The organism is Kribbella koreensis, from assembly GCF_039525325.1.
In the GTDB taxonomy this organism is placed as follows: domain Bacteria; phylum Actinomycetota; class Actinomycetes; order Propionibacteriales; family Kribbellaceae; genus Kribbella; species Kribbella koreensis.
Genome location: NZ_BAAAHK010000011.1, coordinates 264,073 through 284,977 on the forward strand (window position 1 = coordinate 264,073; position 20,905 = coordinate 284,977).

Genomic DNA, 20,905 nt, shown 5'->3' on the forward strand with positions numbered 1-20,905 from the left:
CCTCAGTGATCCGCCTCTCTGAAGGAATCCGCCATGCTGAACCGCCGTACGTTCCTGGCTGCCGGTAGCGCTACCGTCGCAGCGATGTCTCTCGGACTCCCGAAAGCAGCCTTCGCCGCCCCGGCCGACTTCGCCGCGCTGCGTGCCAAGTGGGCCGCCGATCTGACCGGTGGCGCGTCCCTGGACCCAGCCGACCCCGACTACGCCGCCGCGCTCACCCGGCTCGACAACGCGGTCAAGGCGTCACTGGCCAAGCTCGACCGCTCCACCGACCGCAAAGCCGTCTTCATCGACTACCCGCTCACCCAGGACCCGTCGATCGCCAACACCTACGTCCGCCTGGAGCAACTGGCCACCGCCTGGACCACCCCCGGTTCGGCGTACCACTCGAACGCCTCCCTGCTGGCCGACATCCAGGCAGCCCTGGAGTCGATGGACCAGCTGATCTACAACCCCAGCACCGTCGAGTTCGGCAACTGGTGGTCCTGGGAGATCGGCGCCACGCGCCCCCTCGCCAACACCCTGGTCCTCCTGTACGCCGAACTCCCACCAGCAACCCGCGAGCGCTACTGCGCAGCGATCGACCACTTCGTCGAAGACCCGTACTGGATGTTCCCGCCCGAGCGCGGCAAGGTCCTCTCCACCGGCGCCAACCGGGTCGACCTCTGCCAGGCGATCATCGTCCGCGCCCTGGTCACCGACGACGAGGCGAAGCTGACCCACGCCCGCGACGGTCTCAGCGACACCTGGCAGTACGTGACGACCGGCGACGGCTTCTACCGCGACGGCTCGTTCGTCCAGCACACCTGGGTCGCCTACACCGGCACCTACGGCCACGTCCTGCTCAGCGGCATCGGCAAACTCCTTGCCCTGCTGGCGAATTCGCCCTGGCAGGTGACCGACCCCAAGCGCCAGATCCTCTTCGACTCGGTCGCCAAGGCGTACCTCCCGGTCGTCCACGACGCCCGGATGATGGACTTCGTCCGCGGCCGCGCCGTCTCCCGGTACAACGCCTCCGACCACAACGACGGCTACACCGCGGCCGAAGCCATCCTGCGCCTCGCCGCCGGCGTCGACACGGCACTGGCCACCCAGTGGCGATCCGCGGTGGCCGGCTGGCTGCAACGCGACACCTTCGGCAACATGTTGTCCGGGGCAACGATCCCGAGAGTGGCCCTGGTGAAGTCGCTCCGCGGCGTGACCCCGGCACCCGAGCGCGACGGACACACCCTCTTCAGCAGCATGGACCGCTCGGTGCATCGCCGCTCCGGCTGGGCGTACTCGATCTCGATGGCCAGCCGCCGGATCACGTACTACGAATGCGGCAACGGCGAGAACGAGCTGGGCTACCACACCGGCTCCGGCATGACCTACCTGTACGACAAGGACAACGGCCAGTACGCCGATGCCTTCTGGCCGACGGTGGACCGCACCCGTCTCCCCGGCACCACGGTCGACAGGCTTCCGCTGCCCCCGAAGGCCGGCGGCGAGTGGGGCGCGCCCCGGCCGACAACAGCCTGGGTCGGCGGCAGCACTCTCGACGGCTACGCCGCAGTCGGCCAAGACCTGGAGGGACCGCTCTCCCCCATGCGAGCCCGCAAGTCCTGGTTCTGCCTCGACGAGTACGTCGTTGCGCTAGGCGCCGGCATCACGGGCACCAGTGGCTACCCCGTCGAGACAGTGATCGAGAACCGCAACCTGCACAGCGCCGGTACCAACGCCCTGACCGTGGACGACCTCAGCCTCGTACCGGCGCTGGGCGACTCCGCAACGGTCAGCAACGCCAAGTGGGCGCATCTGGATGGCGTAGGCGGCTACATCTTCCCCAGTGGCTCGACGCTGCAGCTCCGCCGCGAAGCACGGACGGGCTCCTGGCGCGACATCAACACCGGTGGCACCACTACGCCCATCACCCGTCGGTACCTGACCATGTGGCAAGACCACGGCGTCAACCCGAGCGGAGCGGCGTACAGCTATCTCGTAGTGCCGGGAGCCTCAGCAGCCCGCACCAAGCAGCTGTCCAAGGCTTCCGGCCTGCTGGTACTGCGAAACACCGCCTCCGTGCAGGCAGTCACCAGCCTGCGGCTCGGCATGACCATGGTGAACTTCTGGCAGCCTGACCGGTTGGGCGACCTCCAAACAGACACGCCCTGCTCAGTGATCGCCCGGCTGAGGGGCCGCACCATCGAGCTTGCCGTCTCCGACCCGACCCAACTGGCCACCACCATCCAGCTGACTGTCCTCGGCAGGAAGATCACCGTCGATGTCGCCGGCGCCGCCGGCGCTACGCGCTATCTGACGCTATAGCGCCACCCATGATCGGGCGGATCTCCACTGCCAGGCCGTCGATCCGTACGTCGGGCAGCAGCCCGGCCAGTTCGAGCGCGCGATCCAGCTCGTCGACGTCGACGAGGTAGTACCCGCCCATGTACTCGTCCCGCAACGGCCCGGTCGACACCTCACGTCGACCGTGCCTGCTGCGGATCACCGTGCTCCGCGAGGGGTCGGCGAGCGCCTGCGTACCGACCAGCTCGCCGGCCTCGGACGCGACCCGCTCGAACTCGCCGCGCCCGGCGTGCACCGCCTCGCGCTGCTCGGTCGTCAGCTGCACCCCGGCGTCGGCCTGCAGAACCAGCAAGTACTTCATCGCCCTCCTCCGTCCCGGTCCGCGCGTTGCGGCCCTCACCACATGTACGCGGCCGATCGGCCCTTCTTGACATCCATACTTGGTGGATGATCACGACCGAGCGACTCGAGCTGCGCCGTTTCCGGCCTGAGGACGCCGAAGCCTTCTCGGCGTACCGGTCGGTGCCCGAGGTCGCCCGCTTCCAGTCCTTCACCGCGCCCTTCAGCCTGGAGGAGGCCCAGCGGACGGTGGCCAGTTACGCGGAGGGTGATCCGTTGCAGGCGGGCTGGTTCCAGTACGCGATCGCGCTGGACGGATTGCTGATCGGTGACATCGGGCTGAACACCTTCGACAACCTGATGCAGGCCGACATCGGCTACACGCTGGCCCAGGAGTACCAGGGCAAGGGCTACGCGACCGAGGCCGTCGGCGGGCTGCTCGAACACCTCTTCACCGTGCGCGAGCTGCATCGGGTCTCGGCGGAGGTCGACGCCCGCAATGTCGCTTCGGCCCGACTGCTCGAGCGGCTCGGCTTTCAGCAGGAGGGGTTCCGGCCGCAGAACACGTGGTTCAAGGACGAGTGGACCGACGACCTGCTGTTCGGGCTGCTGCGCAGCGACTTCAGCTCGTACCGCGGGCAGCCCAAGCACGAGCGGTGAGCTCGATGGAGCCGTCGGGGTTGGCCGGCAGCCTGGACTCCACCAGATGCCGGATCGCTGTTTGCGTGTTGGGGTGCAGGCTGCGGAGATAGGCGGGTCCGGGCCCTTGGCCACCGAGGAACGGCGTCCAGTACGCGTCAAAAGACTCGAACACGGTCGGTACGACGATCGCGCGGGTCTCGATGTCGCTGAAGCCTGCCTCGGCGAACAGCCCTTCGAGCCCGGCCGGATTGCAGAACGGGAAGGTCCGCCCTTCGTCCCGCTCCCGATCGTCCGGTACGACGTCGGCCGCCGCCTCCCAGAAGTACCGCATCAACTGCATGCCCTCGGCGTAGTCCCACACGTAGACACCGACCGTCCGGCCGATCTGCCGCATCCGGCGCAGGGCGTCCGGCCGGTCCGGGATGAAGTTGAGCACCAGCCCTGCCACCACCACGTCGACCGCTCCACCGACTGCGTCCGTACTCAGCTCGGCCGCGGGCAGCACCTCGAAGCGGGCCCGCTCATCGGTCACCGCGCCCCGGGCGAACCCGATGAAACCCTCGGACGGGTCCACCCCGACCACTGCACTCGGCTCAGCTTGAGCAAGGACCGCAGTCGTCAACGCCCCGGTCCCACACCCCACGTCGAGCCACCGCAGACCTGCGGGCTGGTCCAGCCACGCCACGAACTCGGCTGCGACCAGTCGGCTCCATCGCCCGACATACGACTCGTAGATCTCCCCCTGCGACCACTGACTCATCTCCGCACCATAGGTCGGTGCGGCCCGCTCGGCCAGCCTCAAGCGACTCGGCTGGGCAGCGAGACGCCGGTGAGGCGCTCGGCCTCGAGCCAGAGGCGTGCATTGGCCTGCTCGTCGAGGGACCGCCGCGGCGCCTTGGCCAGCTTGGTCGGGCCGACCAGCCCGAACCACTTGCTCGGACCGTAGTACGCGCCGGCGACTGCCTCCGGGCTGGTCGCCGCGTACAGCAACGGCTCGGCGCCTTGCTGGGCTTCCTGGGACGGAAGCGGATTGACCCGCTCGAAGAGCCTGACGGTCAAGGGCTTCTTGTCCAGGCCGAGGGTCGGGCCGGTCGTCTGCAGGTTCGTCCGGGTGAAGCCGGGGTGGGCCGCGTTGCTCATCAGGTTCCAGCCGCGGTCGTGGGCGATCGCGGCGAGTTGGTGCGCGAACATCAGGTCGGCGAGCTTCGACTGGGCGTACGAAGTACTGGGCCGGTAGCTCTTGTCCCATTGGAGATCGTCGAAGTGGATGCGGCCGAAGTTCGCCGCACCGCTGGCCATCGTCGCCACTCGCGGTGCGGGCGCGGCCAGTAGCAACGGCAGCAGCCGCAGCGTCAGCGCGAACGGGCCGAGGAAGTTGCTGCCGAACTGGAGCTCGAAGTCGTCGGAGGTCGTCATCCGCGAGGGCGGGGCCATCACGCCGGCGTTGTTGACCAGCAGATCGATCGGGGTGCCGTCCGCGATCATGCCTTCGGCGAACTCGCGGACCGAGTCGAGGTCGGCCAGGTCGATCCGGCGGACCTCCAGCTGGGCCTGCGGGTGCTGCGCCAGGATCTCCGCGCGGGCCGCTTCGCCCTTCGCCGGCGTCCGCACCGCCATCACGATCCGGGCGCCGGCACCGGCCAGCCGCCGGACCGTTTCCTTGCCGGTACCACTGTTCGCGCCGGTCACCACTGCGTACTTGCCGGTCTGGTCCGGGACGTCGTACATGGGCTGCTCCTTCGTAAAAGACTGGCGGTCTGTTACGAACGAAGCTATCAGACCGATGGTCTGATGACAACAGACCAGCGGTCTGTAGGATGTGGGCATGACGACTTTCCAGCGGGCCAGGAGCGAGGAGCAGCGGGCCGTCCGGCGGCAGGCGATCCTCACCACCGCGGCGGCGATGCTGGCCGAGATGCCGGTCGCCCAGCTCAGCCTGAACGAGCTGAGCCGCCGCGTCGGGCTGGCGAAGTCGAACGTCCTGAACTACTTCGACTCCCGCGAGGCGGTCCTGCTGGAACTGCTCGACGCCGAGACGCACGCGTGGATGGACCAGCTCGACGCGGAGCTGACCGCGACCGTCGACCCGGCGGCAGCGATCGACGACCGCGCCGCCGCCCTGGCCGACGCGATCGTCACGACGCTGGAGTCACGGCCGATGCTGTGCGCACTGACCGCCGCGCAGGCCGCCGTCCTGGAGCACAACATCTCCGTCGAGGTCGCGGCGGACTTCAAGCGCGGCTCGATCGCGAACTACGCGGTCATGATCCGCCACGTCCTCGCCCACCTCCCCGAGCTGGGCGAGGACGGCGCCGGCCGGCTGATCGCGGCGACCGTGATGCTGACCGGCGTCATCTGGACCCACTCCCACCCCTCGGCCGCGATCATCGCCGTCTATGAGACCGACCCCGAGGTCGCCGCCTTCCGGATCACCTTCGCCCCGACCCTCCGCGAGGCACTGCAGACGATCCTGGTCGGCGTGCTACCCCGCTAGCACTCCAGCGGCTCTTCGAAGAAGACCGGGCTCTGGTCGATGAAGACGCGGAAGTCGGTGATCAGGCCGGCCTCGTCGACCGTCCAGATCGAGACCGCCGGTACGGTGACGTCGCGACCGTCCAGCCGGGTGTAGGTCACGCTGGTCTCGGCGATGGTGGTGTCGTCGACTGCCCATTCGCGCAGCAACTCGTGCCTCAGCCCCTGCACCAAAGTGAAGAAGATCCCCTGGGTCGCGACGATCTCGTCCCGCCCGTCGGCCGGCTCGCGGTTGCCGATGGCGAACCGTGCCCGCGGTGCGAGCAACGCCCCGATCCCCTGCACGTCCTGCTTGTCGACGAGCGCGAATACGCTTTCTGCTGTTGGCATCCTGGCTCCCCCTGTGGTTTGTTGCCATCGACGCTACCGATCGGGCACGGGTCCGGCCACGCCATATTTGTGGGGTTTTCCGGTGAACCCGGACGCATGTGACCATCAGTACATGAACCACGCCACACGGTCCCGGGTTCAGCGAGCTGATCAGGGGGCCGCGGCACAGCGCAGTACTGAGTGAGGCGACCGGCGGTGACCTCAACCGGAGCAGGCGTTATCGCGAGCTGCTGTCGCCCAACGGCGTGCGCGGCGAGCTGCGGGTCACGTTGGTTGCCGACGGCTCCTGCTGGGGGTGCGTGTCGTTCTTCCGCGAGGCCCCGCACGACTTCACTGCCGACGAGCGCGATTTCATGCATGGGATGTCCGCCGTACTCGGGCGAGCCTTCCGCCGATCGGGGATCCACGCCAGGCCCACAGCTCCGGGCGCCGAGCTCTGGCCGGGAGTCCTTGTCCTGGGCAACGATCGGGAGATCGTCTCGGTCACCCCACCGGCCGTCGACTGGCTGCAGGAGTTCGGGTACTACGGAGCGCCAGGCCGCGACCCCTTGCCCTTCGAGGTCGTCAGCCTGGTCGAACGGGTACGGGCGACCGCCGGGGACGCGACCGCGCGGGTGCTCGGTGCCTCGGGCCGCTGGATCCAGTTGCATGCCTCACCGGCCGGGTCCGGGCAGGAGGTGGCCGTCGTCCTCCAGGCTGCGCCGAGCGTGTCGATCGAGCCGCTGATCTCCGCGGCGTACGGGCTGACCACGCGGGAGCGGGAGCTGATCGAGCTTGTTCTCCAGGGCTGTGGGACTCGCGAGATCGCGGAGCGGCTGATCGTGTCGCCGCACACCGTGCAGAGTCACCTGAAGTCGATCTTCGGCAAGGTGGGCGTGCGCAGCCGCCGGGAGCTGGTGGGACGCGTCTTCGCGCCGTGAGCCCCCGGCGGCCGGCACGCTCTCAGGGCAGGTAGTAGTTCGGGTTCGGCAGCTTGAAGGTTCGGTCGGCGTAGCCGCCCTTGAGGTCGCTGAACTGGTCGCCGAAGTTGGCGACGATGTCGTAGCCGAGCGACTCGATGTGGGCCCGGGTGGCCGACTTGTAGTGGATCGTCGTGCAGGAGCCGTTCGGGTCGCCCGCGCAGGCGGCCTTCAGATAGTCCGGGTACTCGGCGACCGGCGGCTTGGTGAACAGGCCGTCCTCACCGTCGCGCAGGCCGGTCGGCTTCGGGTAGCCGGCGTCGACGCCGATCCCGTCCTCGGTCAGGTTGCCGAGGGTTGCCTGCTCCTGAGCCGCGCCCCGCCCGGTCAGGAAGAAGATCGCGTAGCCCTCGCGCTCGGCCGACTTCACCATGTCGACCATGCCCGGGACGGCCGGGAAACGCTGTTCGGTCACGAACGTGCCGTTGGTACCGGGGTTGAACGCCCAGTTGCTGGCGATCTCGTAGTTCCAGGTCGCCAGCGACGTGTCGTCGACGTCGAGCAGGATCGCCTTGGTGCCACGCGTGTGGTGCCGGCCGGCGAGGAAGCGGGTGCCGTCCTTGGCGACCGAACTGGCCTCCTTGGCGTAGTTGCTGTCGGCGGCGAAGGTGCCGGTGCCCAACGGGTCGCCGTAGTAGTTGCGGAGCTGCTGCCGCAGTACGTCGATGTTGGTGACCTGCTTCTCGGACCGCGGCGTCGACGTCTGGATGGCCGGCTGCTGGGCTGCCACCCCCGCGGAGTACGCCACTCCGCCGGCCACGGAGGCGACGGCGAGAGTGGCGACCCCGGTGAGGATCAGCCGGCGCGACGGAAGGCGCCAGGAACGGTTGACCATGATCTCTCCCAAGTACGGGCTCAAATGCTTGCAAATGCAAACTAACCCTGGGAGAGCCGTCAGTGGTAGAAGTACGGGTCGAGGACCCGGACCTCGGTGATCTTGGTGACCGGCAGGCCGGTCGTCACGGCCGCGCTCCGGATCGCCTCCGGGGACGGGCCGTCGTAGATGCAGTACGTCGTCTTGTGGTCCGGTGACACGTAGGAATGCACCCAGGTCACGTCGTGCTGCGCGTTGCCGTCGACCACGTTCAGGCACGACTTGGCGCCACGGTCGTCGGTCGGGATGGTGAGGCCTTCGGGAAAGCTGCGCTCCACCAGGTAGCGGGTCATGGCAATACCTTTCTTCGTTGTCCGGAGGCTGGATCGCCTCCCACGAAGAACTCTGCTCGGCCGGGGCCGCGTGGCCATCGGGAGCAGCTCCCTATGTTCGGTGGGTCAGCTCCCTATCTTGTCCGCCGCACCCACTGAGCCGCCTCCTGCCGTGACGAGACGCCGAGCTTGCCGAGGATCGACGACACGTGGTGATCGACCGTCTTCGGAGAGATGTGCAGGCGGGCGCCGATGTCCACGTTGCGCAGGTCCTCCGCCAGCAGGGCCAGTACTTCGGTCTCGCGATCGGTCAGGTGAGCAGGGTTCTCGCGGGTGGTCGCGCGAGGCCTCCGCGGCAGCCGCTGGATCCCGCTCTCGCGCAGCTGCTTGGCGACCACTTCAGCCGTCGACCAGGCACCTAGCTGCTGCAGGCCGAACAACCCATCCACCTGCTGCTCAGGATCCTCGCTCGCGGTCAGGGCCAGCGCAGCCTCGTAAGGGCACCCGACCTCCTGCCACATCTCCTCATTTTTGTAAGGCTGGGCGACGTACTCCGGTAGCTCCGTCTCGACCCCGCCGAGCCGCAGCAACTGGGCCAACTCCCCCACTGCCCACGGATGCTTCAGCTGCACCGCGTGCTCGTAGGTCTCGGCAACAAGCCCTTCGATCAGCTCAGGCTTCCCAGTGAGCCACGCGTGCTCGGCCAGCCCCGCAGCAGCCGGCCACAGCCGCTGCAGATCCCCTGTCTGTACTGCGAGCTCCCACCCGCGCTGCAATGGCGTATCCGCGTCCGGGTCCCCACGTCTGGCCCGCAACCGGCCAAGCACGACATTGGCCACGATGTACGACGGCACGTGTTGCGTATGCGCAGCGAGAACCGCAGCCGCCCTGGCCCCCGCCTCGGTCCAGTGGCCACGCTCGAACAGACTCCGCGACTGCCAGGCCTGCACGTAGCTCCCGGAGGCATCCAGGTCGCGGTCTGAGCAGTACTCGGCGGCTGCTGCGAGCCAGTGGTCGGCCAAGTCGTACCGCCGAACCTCACCGGCTCCGGACCCGAGATTGGTCATCGCTGACGCGACGCCCATCTGATCACCGGCCTCCACCGCCGCATCCAGGCTGGCCGTCAGCACCGCGACAGCACGCTCAGGATCTGTCAGCCAGTGAGCGCTCCCGACCGCGTTGAGCGCACGGCCCAGTGCTTGGGTGTCGCCGAACCGCTCGGCATACTCCGCTGCTCGCGTGCCCAGGGCGATAGCTCCGGGCATGTCCCGACCGAGCATGAGCAACCTCGCCAGGGCCGCGTAGGCCATCGCCAGCCCTGGACCCGGCGTACCGGCTTCGGCGAGGGAGACTGCTTCGCGTGCCATCGCGTGGGCCTCGGCATTGCGGCCCGCCTTCCACAGCACGTGCGAGCAGCGGGCCATCACTGTGGCCTGCTTGCCGACCTCTCCCAGTGACGCCCACAGCTCGGCAGATCGCTCCGATGCCTTGATCGACTCGGCTAGGTAGCCACTGTTGTCGCAGGCCTCGGCACTGTCTCGCCATAGCGAGGCCTGCAACTCGACGGATGCTCCACTGACGTGCCGCAGCGCTCGGGCGTAGTGGTCGGCCGCCTGCCGATACGCGCCGACCTCTGCTGCTCGCTGGGCGGCCAGTGGCGCGTACTTCAGAGCAGCGGCACGATCCCCGGCCGCCTCCGCGTGGTACGAGAGTCGTGCGGGGTCCACCTCGTCCAGGCCGGCCAGGTAGTCCAGTACCTCGCCATGCAGCACGGGCAGCCGCGCGGGTGATACATCGGACTCGATCGCCCGCCGGGCCAGCTCATGGCGGAAACGCACGGTCTGCCCTTCCAGCAAGAGCATGCCGGACTCGATGCACTCCTCAACGCCCTTACCTGCGAGGGCAAGCTCGGCCCGGTCCGGCACCAGCGAGACGATGTCCAGGACCGCCCTGGCCTCCCGCCCAAGGCGAGCCGCTCTGGCCAGTACTGCGTCCCGCACGGTGGCTGGTAGCTCTTCGCCGGGCGCACTGAGTGCCTCCGTGACGAAGAACGGGTTGCCGTCAGTCACTGCGAACAACTGGTCGGCATCCAGGCCAAGTGGCTCGGCCAGCTCAGCCACTGCTGCTGGGGTCAGCGCGGGCACTTGCAACCGGCGTACCGGCCGGGCGGTGGCCAGGTCGCCCAGGACTCGGCGCAGGGGGTGGTCGCGGCCGACCTCCTCCGAGCGGTAGGTGACGATGACGAGCGCGGGCAGCTCGTCGATGCGGCGACCGACGAAGAGGAGCAGGTCGAGCGTTGCCTCGTCTGCCCAGTGCGCGTCCTCCACGACGGTCACCGACGGTCCGGCGGCCAGCAGGTCGAGGAACGCGGTGAAGAGCGTGTGCCGGTCAGCTCCTGATGCCAGTAGGCCGGCCAATGCGGAGTCGTGGCTCGACCTCGCGATGTCATGCAGTGGGCCGAGCGCTCGCGGCGTACCGAGAGCATCGCAGAAGCCGTAGCGGACCAACGGCTGGTCTGCGCAAAAGGCACGCACCAGGGAGGTCTTGCCGATCCCCGCCTCACCGGAGACGAACACCATCGCCCCGGGCTCAACCTCCCCCAGCGCCGCCAACAGCGCCCCACGCTCCAGCATCTAGACCCGCTTCACGTACCTGTGGCAAGGCACCGGGATGGCGTCGCCGTCCGTGGTCGCCGGGTAGTCGAAGGCACCCGCATCCACCCACCCACTGCGCTCGTAGAAGCGCCGCGCCCGCCCATTCCCCGTCGCCACCGCAAGCCAAGCTTCGTCATACCCATTGGCTTCGACCTGCCGCTCAGCCTCCGCGATCAGCAACCCAGCAATCCCAGACCCGCGATGCTCACCCGAAACATAAACCTGCTCAACCTCATCACCAACAACCATCACAAACCCAACAGGCTCACCGCCCCCCGCCTCCCCGGCCGGCTCAGCCCCGACGACCGCAACGGTCGTGTCCGGGATCCTGGCCGGCACCCGCTCCCAGAACGACTCCTTGGTGCGGACCGCAACCAACTCCTCCGGCACATTCCCCAGATGCCCGTCCCCCCACCCGGAGTACCAAATAGAAGCAATCGCGTCAGCATCCCCCGCCGTCGCGGCCCGCAGCGTGACAGTCATCCCGTCACTGTAAATCCTCAGTCCGGGTCGTAGGCCAGGTTTGGGCGGAGCCAGCGTTCGAGTTCTTCGAGGGGCATGCCGCGTCGCTGGGCGTAGTCGGTGACCTGGTCTTTGCCGACGCGGCCGACGCTGAAGTACTTGGCGGCGGGGCTGGCGAAGATCAGGCCGCTGACTGCTGCGGCTGGGGTCATCGCGAACGACTCGGTCAGGCCGAGGCCTAGCTGGTCTGCCTCGAGCAACTTGAAGAGCAGTTCCTTCTCGCTGTGGTCGGGGCTCGCCGGGTAGCCGAGGGCCGGGCGGATGCCGCGGAAGCGCTCCGCGTGCAGGTCCTCCAGCAGCGGCTCCGCGTCGGGCTCGAACCAGCCCTTGCGGGCCTCCAGGTGGATCCACTCGGCGAACGCCTCGGCGAGCCGGTCGGCCAGCGCCTTGACCATGATCGCCTTGTAGTCGTCGTTCTGGGCCTCGTACTTCGCCGCCAGCTCCTCCGCGCCGTGGATCGCCACGGCGAAGCCGCCGAGGTGGTCACCCGCCGGTGCGATGTAGTCCGACAGGCACCGGTTCTCGCGCCCCTCGGGCTTCTGGGTCTGCTGCCGGAGCATCGGGAAGGACGCATTCAGGTCGTCGAGGATGATGTCGTCGCCCTCGCTGTGCGCTCGCCAGTAGGCGTAGGCACCCTTCGCGGTGAACGAGCCGTCCGCGATGATCTGGTCGAGCATCGCGTTCGCGTCGTCGAACAGCTCGCGCGCGACGGGCTGCTCCAGGATGGCCGGGTACTTGCCCTTCAACTCCCAGGCCAGGAAGAGGAACTGCCAGTCGATCATCGCCCGCAGCGTTTCGAGATCGGGGGCCACCCGGCGTACGCCGATGAACTCCGGGACCGGAATCTCGCCGTAGTCGACGACCTCCCGATTCGCCCGGGCCGCCTCGACCGTCAGCATCGGCTTGCGCTGCTTGTTCGCGTGCTGCTCGCGGAGGATCTCCTGAGCGGCATGGTTGCTGATGGCAAGCTCTTCGGCCCGATCGTCGTCGAGCAGATCGGAGACCACCCCGACCACGCGCGACGCGTCGAGCACGTGCACCGTGGTGTTCTCGTACGCCGGTGCGATCCGTACCGCCGTGTGCTGCTTCGAGGTCGTCGCACCGCCGACCAGCAAAGGAAGCTTGAGCCCGCGCCGATCCATCTCGGCTGCCACCGCGACCATCTCGTCGAGCGACGGCGTGATCAGCCCGGACAGCCCGACGACATCGGCGCCCTCGGCGATGGCCGTGTCGAGGATCTTCGCCGCCGGCACCATCACGCCGAGGTCGATCACCTCGTAGTTGTTGCAGCCGAGCACGACGCCGACGATGTTCTTGCCGATGTCGTGCACGTCGCCCTTGACCGTCGCCAGCACGACCTTGCCCTGACCGCGGACGTCCTCGTCGCGGCCCTCCTGGCGGGCCAGCTCCTTCTCGGCCTCCATGAACGGCTCGAGGTAGGCGACCGAGCGCTTCATCACGCGCGCGCTCTTCACCACCTGCGGCAGGAACATCTTGCCCGCGCCGAACAGGTCGCCGACCACCTTCATGCCATCCATCAGCGGGCCCTCGATCACCTCGAGCGGCCGCTTGCGGGTCAGCCGGGCCTCTTCGGTGTCGTCCTCGATGAAGTCCACGATGCCGTGTACGAGCGCGTGCGACAGCCGCTCCTCCACGGTGCCCTCGCGCCAGGTCAGGTCGACCTCGCGCTTGGTGCCCTTGCCCTTCACGTTCTCGGCGAAGGCGACCAGCCGGTCGGTGGCGTCGTCGCGCCGGTCGAAGATGACGTCCTCGACCAGCTCCAGCAGGTCGGCCGGGATGTCCTGGTAGACGGCGAGCTGGCCGGCGTTGACGATTCCCATGTCCAGACCGACCTGGCCCGCGTGGTACAGGAAGGCCGAGTGCATCGCCTCGCGGACGATGTCGTTGCCGCGGAACGAGAACGACAGGTTCGAGATGCCGCCGCTGATGTGGACGCCCGGACAGCGCTCCTTGATCAGCGGGAGCGCGTCGATGAAGTTCTTCGCGTACCCGTTGTGCTCGGACATACCGGTCGCGACGGCCAGTACGTTCGGGTCGAAGATGATGTCCTCGGGCGGGAAGCCGATCTTCTGTGTCAGCAGGTCGTACGCCCGGCCGCAGATCTCCACCTTGCGCTCGACCGTGTCGGCCTGGCCCTGCTCGTCGAAGGCCATCACGACGGCACCGGCGCCGTAGTCGCGGATCCGCTGGGCGCGTTCGAGGAACTCCTCCTCGCCCTCCTTCAGGCTGATCGAGTTGACCACGCCCTTGCCCTGCACGCACTTCAGCCCGGCCTCGAGCACCGACCACTTCGAGCTGTCGATCATGATCGGGATCCGGGCCACCTCGGGCTCGGTCGCGACCAGGTTGAGGAAGGTCGTCATCGCCTGCTCGCTGTCGAGCAGGTCGGCGTCCATGTTGACGTCGAGCAGGTTCGCGCCGCCGCGGACCTGCTCCAGCGCGACATCGACCGCGGCCTGGTGGTTGTCGGACTCGATCAGCCGGCGGAACCGGGCCGAACCGGTCACGTTGGTCCGCTCGCCGATCATCACGAATCCGGTGTCCGGGCCGATCGAGAACGGCTCGAGCCCGCTGAACCGGGTCTGCTCGTACGCCGGGGCGACCGTGCGCGGCGGCAGCCCCTGGACCGACTTCGCGATCTGGGCGATGTGGGCGGGCGTAGTACCGCAGCAGCCGCCGACGATGTTGACCAGGCCGGACTCCGCGAACTCCTGCAGCATCCCGGCCGTCTGGTCCGGGGTCTCGTCGTACCCGCCGAAGGCGTTCGGGAGGCCGGCGTTCGGGTGGGAGGCGACGTAGGTGTCGGCGAATCGGGCGAGGTCTGCCACGTGCGGGCGCATCTCGGCGGCACCGAGCGAGCAGTTCACGCCGACGACGAGCGGCTTGGCGTGCTCGATCGAACTCCAGAACGCCTCGACGGTCTGGCCGGACAGCGTGCGGCCGGAGAGGTCGACGATGGTCACCGAGATCCACAGCGGCAACTCGGGAGCGACCTCGCGGGCGGCGGCGATCGCGGCCTTGCAGTTCAGGGTGTCGAAGATGGTCTCGATCAGCAGCAGGTCGACGCCGCCGTCTTTGAGCGCCGAGATCTGCTCGGCGTACGAGTCGCGGACCTGCTCGAAGGACACCGCCCGGTACGCCGGGTCCTCGACCCGCGGCGACAGCGACAAGGTGACGTTCAGTGGGCCGATCGACCCGGCGACGAACTTGCCACCGGCCTCGTCGGCGGCCTGGCGGGCCAACCGGGCGCCTTCGAGGTTCATCTCGCGCACCAGGGACTGCAGGCCGTAGTCGGCCTGGCCGATGCTGGTCGCGGTGAACGTGTTGGTGGTGGTGATGTCGGCGCCGGCGGCCAGGTACTGCCGGTGGACGTCGAGGATCACGTCCGGGCGCATCAGGTTGACCAGGTCCGGGTCGCCGGTGACGTCGTGGGTGTGGTCGAGGAAACGGTCGCCGCGGAAGTCCTCGGGCGTCAGGTTCGCGCCCTGCAGCATCGTGCCCCAGGCACCGTCGAGCACCGCGACCCGCTGGTCGAGCAAGGTCCGTAACTCGGTCTGACGATCCGTCACCGTCGGCCACCTCCAGAAGAGTTTCCGGAGGCGCCCTTACTCGGTAGACCCAGACCGAGCGTGGCGAGCCCTCCGGGCCCGTCGCAGCGCCTCTCGACCTGGACTTCGATCCTACTGATCGAGATGACGGAAGCAGAATCTTTGCCCGGATACTGAGATTACCCGCCAGTACCTGAGATGGCAGTTACAGCTCCCGGATGGCGTCGATGTTGCCGGCTTCCTCGGGATCCGGCTCGGGCTCGCTCAGAAACGCGGTCACACACTCGACCGCGACATCTGGCGCCAGCCGCTTGAGGCTGAGCGCCAGGATGTTCGCGTCGTTCCAGAGCCTCGCGCCGCGGGCGGTCCACGCATCGCTGACGGTCGCGGCGCGGGCACCCCGCACCTTGTTGGCCGCGATCGCAGTACCGGTCCCTGTCCAGCACATCAGTACGCCGAAATCGCACTCCCCCGCGACGACGGCCCGCGCCAGTTCCTGGGACATGGCCGGCCAGATGGTCGAGCCGGTCGGTGAGATCAGCTCGTGCTCCGACCGCAGATAGGTCAGGACTGCCTGCACGCATTCGTTGTCGTCATCGGAGGCAAACGCGATCTTCATCGGTCCAGCGTAGGCAGTCAGGTGGGTGAAACGGGCAGCCGCTCAGCCGATCAGGGCCTGGATTCCTGGGCCGTAGAGGTCGGCGATCAGGGACGGGTCGGCCGTGGCGGTCGGGCCCTCCTTGTCGACGGAGAGGGTGGCGCCGAGGCCCAGGAGATGGGCGACGATCAGTTCGGCGCGGATGGCGGTGTGGTCGCCGGTGAGGCGTTGGGCGTAGGCGTGGACGACCTGGTCGCGGAAGTGCTCGCGGAGGAGTTTGCGTTCGTCGCCGACGCCGATCGCGAAGATGACCCGGAGGAGCAGGTCGGTCTCGGTTTCGCGGCGCCAGTTGATCAGGGTTTCGACGGCGTGCCGGCCCAGCTCGGCGTCCGGCGCCGCCAGCAGGAGGGCGGCGGCGTCGCTGAAGTCGGCGACCCGGTCGAAGAGCGCCTCTTTGCCGCCGAAGTGCTTGATGATCAGCGAGGCGCTGACATTCGCGTCGGCCGCGATGCCGCGCAGGGTGACCGCGTCGTAGGGCTGGCGGGCGAAGGCGCGGCGGGCTGCCTTGAGGATGGCGGGGCGGCTGGCGCCGGTCACGTCGTACGGCCTGCCTCGGCCAGTTCGGGGTGCCTGGCCGGTACTGCGCGCCGCGCGGGGATCAGCAGCGTCAGGCCGACCGCGACCAGCGCGCAGATGCCCGCGATCACGAAGACCAGCAGGTAGGCGTGCAAGGTCGGAGCGGTGACTCCGGAGTGGGTGGCCACCACGTTGGTCAGCACGGTCACCACGATGGCGCTGCACACCGCCTGGCCGATCGTGCGCATCAAAGTGTTGAGGCCGTTCGCCGCGGCCGTTTCGGTCACCGGCACAGCATGCATGATGAGGGCGGGCAGCGCCGAATACGCCACGGCGGTTCCGGCCGAGACAACGGTCGCGCCGACCACGATCGCGGCCAGGTTCCCGCTGGTGAACAGGCGGACGAGGTACCCGAGCGCCATCAGCCCGGAGGCCACCGCGAGCGTGAATCGTGGCCCGCGAGCCTTCGAGATCCGGGCCGAGACGGGTGAGAGCAACACCATCGCGACGCCACCCGGCAGGAGGCACAGTCCGCTGACCACGATCGACGCGCCGAGGCCGTAGCCGGTCGACTTGGGTTCCTGGACGAGTTGCGCAGTACTGAGTGAGTTGGCGTAGAACGCGAAGCCGATCAGCAGCGCCGCCAAGTTGGTGAACAACACGGCCGGACGAGCTGACACTCGCAGATCGACCAATGGGGTTGCGCTGCGCAGTTCGTACCAGCCCCAGAGCGGCACGATCGCCAGCGCGGCGACGAACAGCCCAACCGTCTTGGGCGAGCCCCAGCCCCAGGCGCTCCCCTTGGAGACTGCGAGCAGGAGGCAGACGAGGAAGCCGCTCAGGCCGAGCGCGCCCAGGATGTCGAAGCGGCCGCTGCTGCGCAGCTTCGACTCGGGTACGACGAGCAGCACGGCTGCGATGTTGAGCAGGCCGAGACCGAGGCAGATCCAGAACATCGTGTGCCAGTTGAGGGACTCGACCACGAGCGTCGCGGCAGGGATGCCGAACGCGGCGCCGACGCCGAGGGTCGAGCTCATGATCGCGATCGACGGGATGACGCGCTCCGGCGGGAGCTCGTCGCGCAGGATGCTGATGCCGAGCGGTACGACGGCGACCGCCGCGCCCTGAAAACCGCGGCCGAGGATCAGTACCGGCAGCAGCGAGCTGATGGCGCAGAGCAGGGAGCCGAGGACCATCGATGCGAGCGCGATCAGCAGTACCTTGCGCTTGCCGTACATGTCACCGGCGCGACCGAGCAGCGGGGTGAAGACCGCGCCGGTCAGCAGGGTCACGGTGACCAGCCAGCTGACGTCGGCCGGCTTGCTGTGGGTCAGCGCGGGGAGCTGCGGCAGCAACGGCACGACGATCGTCTGCATGACCGCGACGAGCACTCCGCAGGAGGAGAGCACCGCGAGTACCAGGCGTGGGTGAGCAGCAGGACGGACGGTCAACTCGGAGGTCCTCACGGGCATTGGGGGTGAACGTTTGTTCACCCCCAATGCTAAACGATCGTTCACCTTTGCTGTCCGAAGGCTCAAGTGGTCCAGTGGAATGGGTTGGAAGTGGACCAGTCGAATGGTCCGGCGGCGGATTAGCTTGGCGAGCATGACGAACAAACTGACGATGCTGCTCGACATCGTGCCGCCGATGGTCCCGGCCGGCGCCGAGGTCATGACGATCACCAACGAACTCCCACCCGGCGACGCCGGCGCGGCTCCGCACCGGCATTCCGGACCGGTTTTCGGCTACCTGCTCGAGGGCGAGATCCTGTTCGAGCTGGAGGGCGAGGACCCGTACGTGATCAAGGCCGGCGAGGCGTTCTGGGAACCGGGTGGCGACGTCATCCACTACCAGGCCGCCAACAACCTCCCCGACCGCGAAAGCAAGTTCGTCGCGGTGATGATCGGCGTCCCCGGCGAACCGATGCTCACCTTCGTGGACGCCGAAGAACTGGAAGCGAGGCGGGATCGTCGCGGAGCGCCGCGGGATGGTTCGGGTGCCGAGCGGGCCGTTGGTGCGGAAGCTGCGGGGCACTGATGCGGGTGTTCTTGGCGGGGGCGACCGGGGCTGTTGGGCGGCTGCTTGTACCTGAGTTGGTGGCGGCGGGGCATCAGGTCACCGGGTTGATCCGGCGGCCGGAGGCTGCTGAGGGTCTGCGGAGCCAGGGTGCTGAATCGGTGCTCGCCGACATCTACGACGCAGCGGCGATCGCGGCTGCGGTTGCCGACGCTGCGCCTGAGGTGGTGATCCATCAGCTGACGGATCTGGCGAACCAGGACTACGCGGCCAACATGGAGATCCGCCGGACCGGTACCCGCAACCTCGTTGACGCAGCGGTCGCCGCCGGCGCGCGCAAGGTGATCGCGCAAAGCATCGCCTGGGCCTACGCCCCCGACGACGATGCCAGCGACGCCTTCACCCCCTCCCCCGCCACCGCGTCGGCTCCTGCAACCGAGGACACCCCGCTTGACCTTGGGGCTGAGGGGCCTCGGCGGTACACGGTTCAGGCGGTCAGGGTGTTGGAGGACATCGTGTCGGAGGCGCCTGAGTGGGTGGTGTTGCGGTACGGGCTGTTCTACGGTCCGGGCACCTGGTACACGAAGGGCGCGTTGATGGACGACGCGGTTCGGATCGGCAAGCTGCTGCCGAACGCGGATGTCACCAGTTTCGTGCACATCGAGGATGCGGCGAGTGCGGCCGTACAGGCTCTTGAGTGGCCGACCGGGCCGGTCAACGTCGTTGATGACGAGCCGGCGGCGGGCAGTGTGTGGGTACCGGCGTTTGCGCGGTCGGTGGGGGCGCCGGAGCCGGCGCCGGTCGAGTCGGAGCGCACGCCGTGGGCGCGCGGCGCGGACAACCACTATGCCCGGAAGCACTTGAAGTGGACTCCGCGCTACCCGTCCTGGCGCGCGGGGTTCGTTGCCTGAAGCACCTTGGTGAGGCGGTCGAGCGCCGTCCGCCAAGCATGCGGTGGCGGAGTGGCGTAACCGAGGACGAGCGCGGCCGGCTGCGAGTCGTCCTCGGTGTGCCAGTAGCCCATCGTGTGCAGGCCATGCACCGACAATCCGCCGTACTGCGCGACGTCGATCACCCTGCGCTCCTCCTCGGCCGATTCGAGTGGGAGCATCGCGTGCAGGCCGGCCGCGATGCCCTGCAGCGAATGGGGCCAGACGGTATTGACGCGCTCGGCGAGCTCGGTCCGGCGACGGCGATACTCCAGCCGGACCTTGCGGATGTGCCGGTCGTAGTCGCCACGGGTGATCAGATCAGCCATCACCAGTTGCTCGATCGCGGACACACCCGAGCCAGTACTGGTCATTGCCTGCAGCAACGGCTTCCGTAGTACCGGCGGAACAACCAGCCAACCGAGCCGGACACCTGGCGCAAGAGCTTTGCTCGCGCAGCCGGCGAAGATCACCCGGTCGGGAGCAAGCGCCTGCATGGCCCCAACCGGCTGCTGGTCGTACCGGAACTCACCGTCGTAGTCGTCCTCGACAACGAACCCGTCCTTCGCCCACTCGACGAACTTCATCCGCCGCTCAGGAGCCAGCACCGCCCCTCGCGGATGCTGATGAGCCGGCGTCAACACAGCCACCTGCCCTTGTACGCCGTCGGGATCCGCCCCCGACGCGTCGACCGACAACGGGCTGACCTCCAACCCCGCCGCCGCAACCAACTTCCGATGCCGCGCCAGGCCCGGATTCTCCATGCTCACGCGATCCATCCCAAGCTCACGGAACGTCCGCGCCAACAAGGCCAGTCCATGCGAGTACCCGGCAGTGATCACCACATCCCCAGCCCCCGCACGCACTCCCCGAGCCCGCGACACGTAGTCGGCCACCGCGTTCCGTAGTACCAACAGCCCTTCCGGCGGCGCGTAATCAAAGCTCTCACTGGCGGACCCCGCCAACACCCGCCGCACCGCCCGCCCCCAAACCTCCCGGGGAAACGAACTGAGATCCGGCCGCCCAGCCTGCAAACTCAGAACCTCCAACCCCTTGGAATCCAACTGCTGACCATGAGGTGCGGCAAAGCCCGGCACCCTCCGGGCTACGGGGTTGTTGGTGGGGGCGGCGGTTACTGCTGCTACTTGGGTGCCGGCGCCTGGGCGGCCCACCAGCCAGCCTTCAGCGACCAGCTGTGAGTAGGCCTGGACCACGGTTCCCCGGGCGACTCCGAGGTCGCCGGCCAGCGAACGCGTTCCCGGCAACCTCGCCCCCGCCGCCAGCCGTCCGGTACGAATCGCCTCACGAAGCGCCTGCTCCAGCGCGCGCCCGATCGCCTGCGCCGGATCCAGCCGCAACTCCAGATGCAGATCGAGTCCCCCGCCCGCCTTCGTCACAACCCCACCCTGGCATGCCCACACCTCCCCCGCCCCGGGGGTTCCCCGAGATGGAGGCTGACGCCGTCGACGCCTTGGCCAGTGTCACCGCCAGAGCGATTGCTTGCCGACGGCAACTACCGAACGTCGGCGCACACCCAACCTCAGCGGGAAACCGCATACCCCGGCGTGTCGACCCGCAGACAAAGGGTTACGCCTGCACGGCAATCCGCACCCCGGAGTCACGGCGGCATGGGAGGGGACCGCGGTGGCGCAGTCGCACGGGCGCAGTGGCGGAGGCGGGGCGCACGGGCGCGGTGGCGGTGGCGGTGGCGCACGGTCGCGGCGGCATGGGCGGCATCGCGCAGGCGCGGTGGCACGGGCCCGGGCGTGGTGGCGCGGTCACGGTGGCACGGGCGCGGTGGCGCGGG

Annotated in this window: 19 protein-coding genes; 6 read left to right on the top strand and 13 right to left on the bottom strand. The window is 68.3% G+C overall.

Annotated elements, in window-relative coordinates; all coding sequences use genetic code 11:
• Nucleotides 1-84: 84 nt before the first annotated feature.
• The gene (locus ABD116_RS23210) at nucleotides 85-2,307 is read left to right on the top strand and encodes a polysaccharide lyase 8 family protein (protein ID WP_343973892.1); all 2,223 of its coding nucleotides are present in this window, start codon (nucleotides 85-87) and stop codon (nucleotides 2,305-2,307) included.
• Here the strand turns inward: ABD116_RS23210 and ABD116_RS23215 are convergent.
• Nucleotides 2,285-2,647 carry a YciI family protein gene (locus tag ABD116_RS23215; protein WP_343973895.1) on the bottom strand — a complete coding sequence of 121 codons (363 nt, stop codon included), beginning with the start codon at nucleotides 2,645-2,647 and terminating at the stop codon, nucleotides 2,285-2,287. The genes ABD116_RS23210 and ABD116_RS23215 overlap by 23 nt on opposite strands.
• Nucleotides 2,648-2,733: 86 nt before the next feature.
• Here ABD116_RS23215 and ABD116_RS23220 point away from each other — a divergent pair, with 86 nt between their 5' ends.
• Nucleotides 2,734-3,285: a GNAT family N-acetyltransferase gene (locus ABD116_RS23220; RefSeq protein ID WP_343973898.1), complete on the top strand. Its 552-nt coding sequence runs from the start codon at nucleotides 2,734-2,736 to the stop codon at nucleotides 3,283-3,285.
• On the opposite strand, the gene ABD116_RS23225 is transcribed toward ABD116_RS23220, so the two are convergent.
• Together ABD116_RS23225 and ABD116_RS23230 are read right to left on the bottom strand one after the other, a co-directional pair.
• Nucleotides 3,248-4,027, bottom strand: a complete 780-nt coding sequence (locus tag ABD116_RS23225) for a class I SAM-dependent methyltransferase (RefSeq protein ID WP_343973901.1) — start codon at nucleotides 4,025-4,027, stop codon at nucleotides 3,248-3,250. The genes ABD116_RS23220 and ABD116_RS23225 overlap by 38 nt on opposite strands.
• A 38-nt stretch (nucleotides 4,028-4,065) precedes the next feature.
• Nucleotides 4,066-4,995, bottom strand: coding sequence for an SDR family oxidoreductase (locus ABD116_RS23230; protein WP_343973904.1), 930 nt, complete (start codon nucleotides 4,993-4,995; stop codon nucleotides 4,066-4,068).
• Between the two features lie 97 nt (nucleotides 4,996-5,092).
• Here ABD116_RS23230 and ABD116_RS23235 point away from each other — a divergent pair, with 97 nt between their 5' ends.
• Nucleotides 5,093-5,761: a TetR/AcrR family transcriptional regulator gene (locus tag ABD116_RS23235; protein ID WP_343973907.1), complete on the top strand. Its 669-nt coding sequence runs from the start codon at nucleotides 5,093-5,095 to the stop codon at nucleotides 5,759-5,761.
• Here the strand turns inward: ABD116_RS23235 and ABD116_RS23240 are convergent.
• Entirely contained in the window at nucleotides 5,758-6,129 is a 372-nt protein-coding gene (locus ABD116_RS23240) for a nuclear transport factor 2 family protein (RefSeq protein ID WP_343973910.1), read from the bottom strand. The two genes, ABD116_RS23235 and ABD116_RS23240, sit on opposite strands and share 4 nt — an antisense overlap.
• Before the next feature lie 245 nt (nucleotides 6,130-6,374).
• Here ABD116_RS23240 and ABD116_RS23245 point away from each other — a divergent pair, with 245 nt between their 5' ends.
• Nucleotides 6,375-7,049, top strand: a complete 675-nt coding sequence (locus ABD116_RS23245; protein ID WP_343973913.1) for a helix-turn-helix transcriptional regulator — start codon at nucleotides 6,375-6,377, stop codon at nucleotides 7,047-7,049.
• 22 nt (nucleotides 7,050-7,071) lie between these two features.
• Here ABD116_RS23245 and ABD116_RS23250 read toward each other — a convergent pair whose 3' ends face one another.
• The 8 genes from ABD116_RS23250 to ABD116_RS23285 form a co-directional block, all read right to left on the bottom strand.
• A complete protein-coding gene (locus ABD116_RS23250; protein WP_343973917.1) occupies nucleotides 7,072-7,923 on the bottom strand; it encodes an HAD family acid phosphatase in 852 nt (283 codons plus the stop codon).
• A 59-nt stretch (nucleotides 7,924-7,982) separates the two neighbouring features.
• Nucleotides 7,983-8,255, bottom strand: a complete 273-nt coding sequence (locus ABD116_RS23255; RefSeq protein WP_343973920.1) for a DUF4242 domain-containing protein — start codon at nucleotides 8,253-8,255, stop codon at nucleotides 7,983-7,985.
• A gap of 113 nt (nucleotides 8,256-8,368) precedes the next feature.
• Nucleotides 8,369-10,867: a helix-turn-helix transcriptional regulator gene (locus ABD116_RS23260; RefSeq protein ID WP_343973922.1), complete on the bottom strand. Its 2,499-nt coding sequence runs from the start codon at nucleotides 10,865-10,867 to the stop codon at nucleotides 8,369-8,371.
• The gene (locus ABD116_RS23265) at nucleotides 10,868-11,371 is read right to left on the bottom strand and encodes a GNAT family N-acetyltransferase (protein ID WP_343973925.1); all 504 of its coding nucleotides are present in this window, start codon (nucleotides 11,369-11,371) and stop codon (nucleotides 10,868-10,870) included.
• A gap of 17 nt (nucleotides 11,372-11,388) precedes the next feature.
• Complete coding sequence (gene metH / locus ABD116_RS23270) at nucleotides 11,389-15,000, bottom strand: methionine synthase (RefSeq protein WP_343973927.1); 3,612 nt, start codon at nucleotides 14,998-15,000, stop codon at nucleotides 11,389-11,391.
• A 184-nt stretch (nucleotides 15,001-15,184) separates the two neighbouring features.
• Nucleotides 15,185-15,598, bottom strand: a complete 414-nt coding sequence (locus tag ABD116_RS23275; protein ID WP_343973930.1) for an RpiB/LacA/LacB family sugar-phosphate isomerase — start codon at nucleotides 15,596-15,598, stop codon at nucleotides 15,185-15,187.
• Nucleotides 15,599-15,640: 42 nt separating this feature from the next.
• On the bottom strand, nucleotides 15,641-16,174 hold the full coding sequence (locus ABD116_RS23280; RefSeq protein WP_343973933.1) for a TetR/AcrR family transcriptional regulator: 534 nt from the start codon (nucleotides 16,172-16,174) through the stop codon (nucleotides 15,641-15,643).
• Nucleotides 16,171-17,604 (bottom strand): MFS transporter, encoded by a 1,434-nt coding sequence (locus ABD116_RS23285; RefSeq protein ID WP_343973936.1) that lies wholly within the window; start codon nucleotides 17,602-17,604, stop codon nucleotides 16,171-16,173. Before ABD116_RS23285 ends, ABD116_RS23280 begins: the two co-directional genes overlap by 4 nt.
• A gap of 154 nt (nucleotides 17,605-17,758) precedes the next feature.
• On the opposite strand from ABD116_RS23285, the gene ABD116_RS23290 reads away from it, so the two are divergent.
• Complete coding sequence (locus ABD116_RS23290; RefSeq protein WP_343973939.1) at nucleotides 17,759-18,190, top strand: cupin domain-containing protein; 432 nt, start codon at nucleotides 17,759-17,761, stop codon at nucleotides 18,188-18,190.
• A complete protein-coding gene (locus tag ABD116_RS23295) occupies nucleotides 18,190-19,080 on the top strand; it encodes an NAD-dependent epimerase/dehydratase family protein (RefSeq protein ID WP_343973942.1) in 891 nt (296 codons plus the stop codon). Before ABD116_RS23290 ends, ABD116_RS23295 begins: the two co-directional genes overlap by 1 nt.
• Here the strand turns inward: ABD116_RS23295 and pdxR are convergent.
• The gene (gene pdxR, locus ABD116_RS23300) at nucleotides 19,047-20,495 is read right to left on the bottom strand and encodes a MocR-like pyridoxine biosynthesis transcription factor PdxR (RefSeq protein WP_343973944.1); all 1,449 of its coding nucleotides are present in this window, start codon (nucleotides 20,493-20,495) and stop codon (nucleotides 19,047-19,049) included. The two genes, ABD116_RS23295 and pdxR, sit on opposite strands and share 34 nt — an antisense overlap.
• Nucleotides 20,496-20,905: the final 410 nt, after the last annotated feature.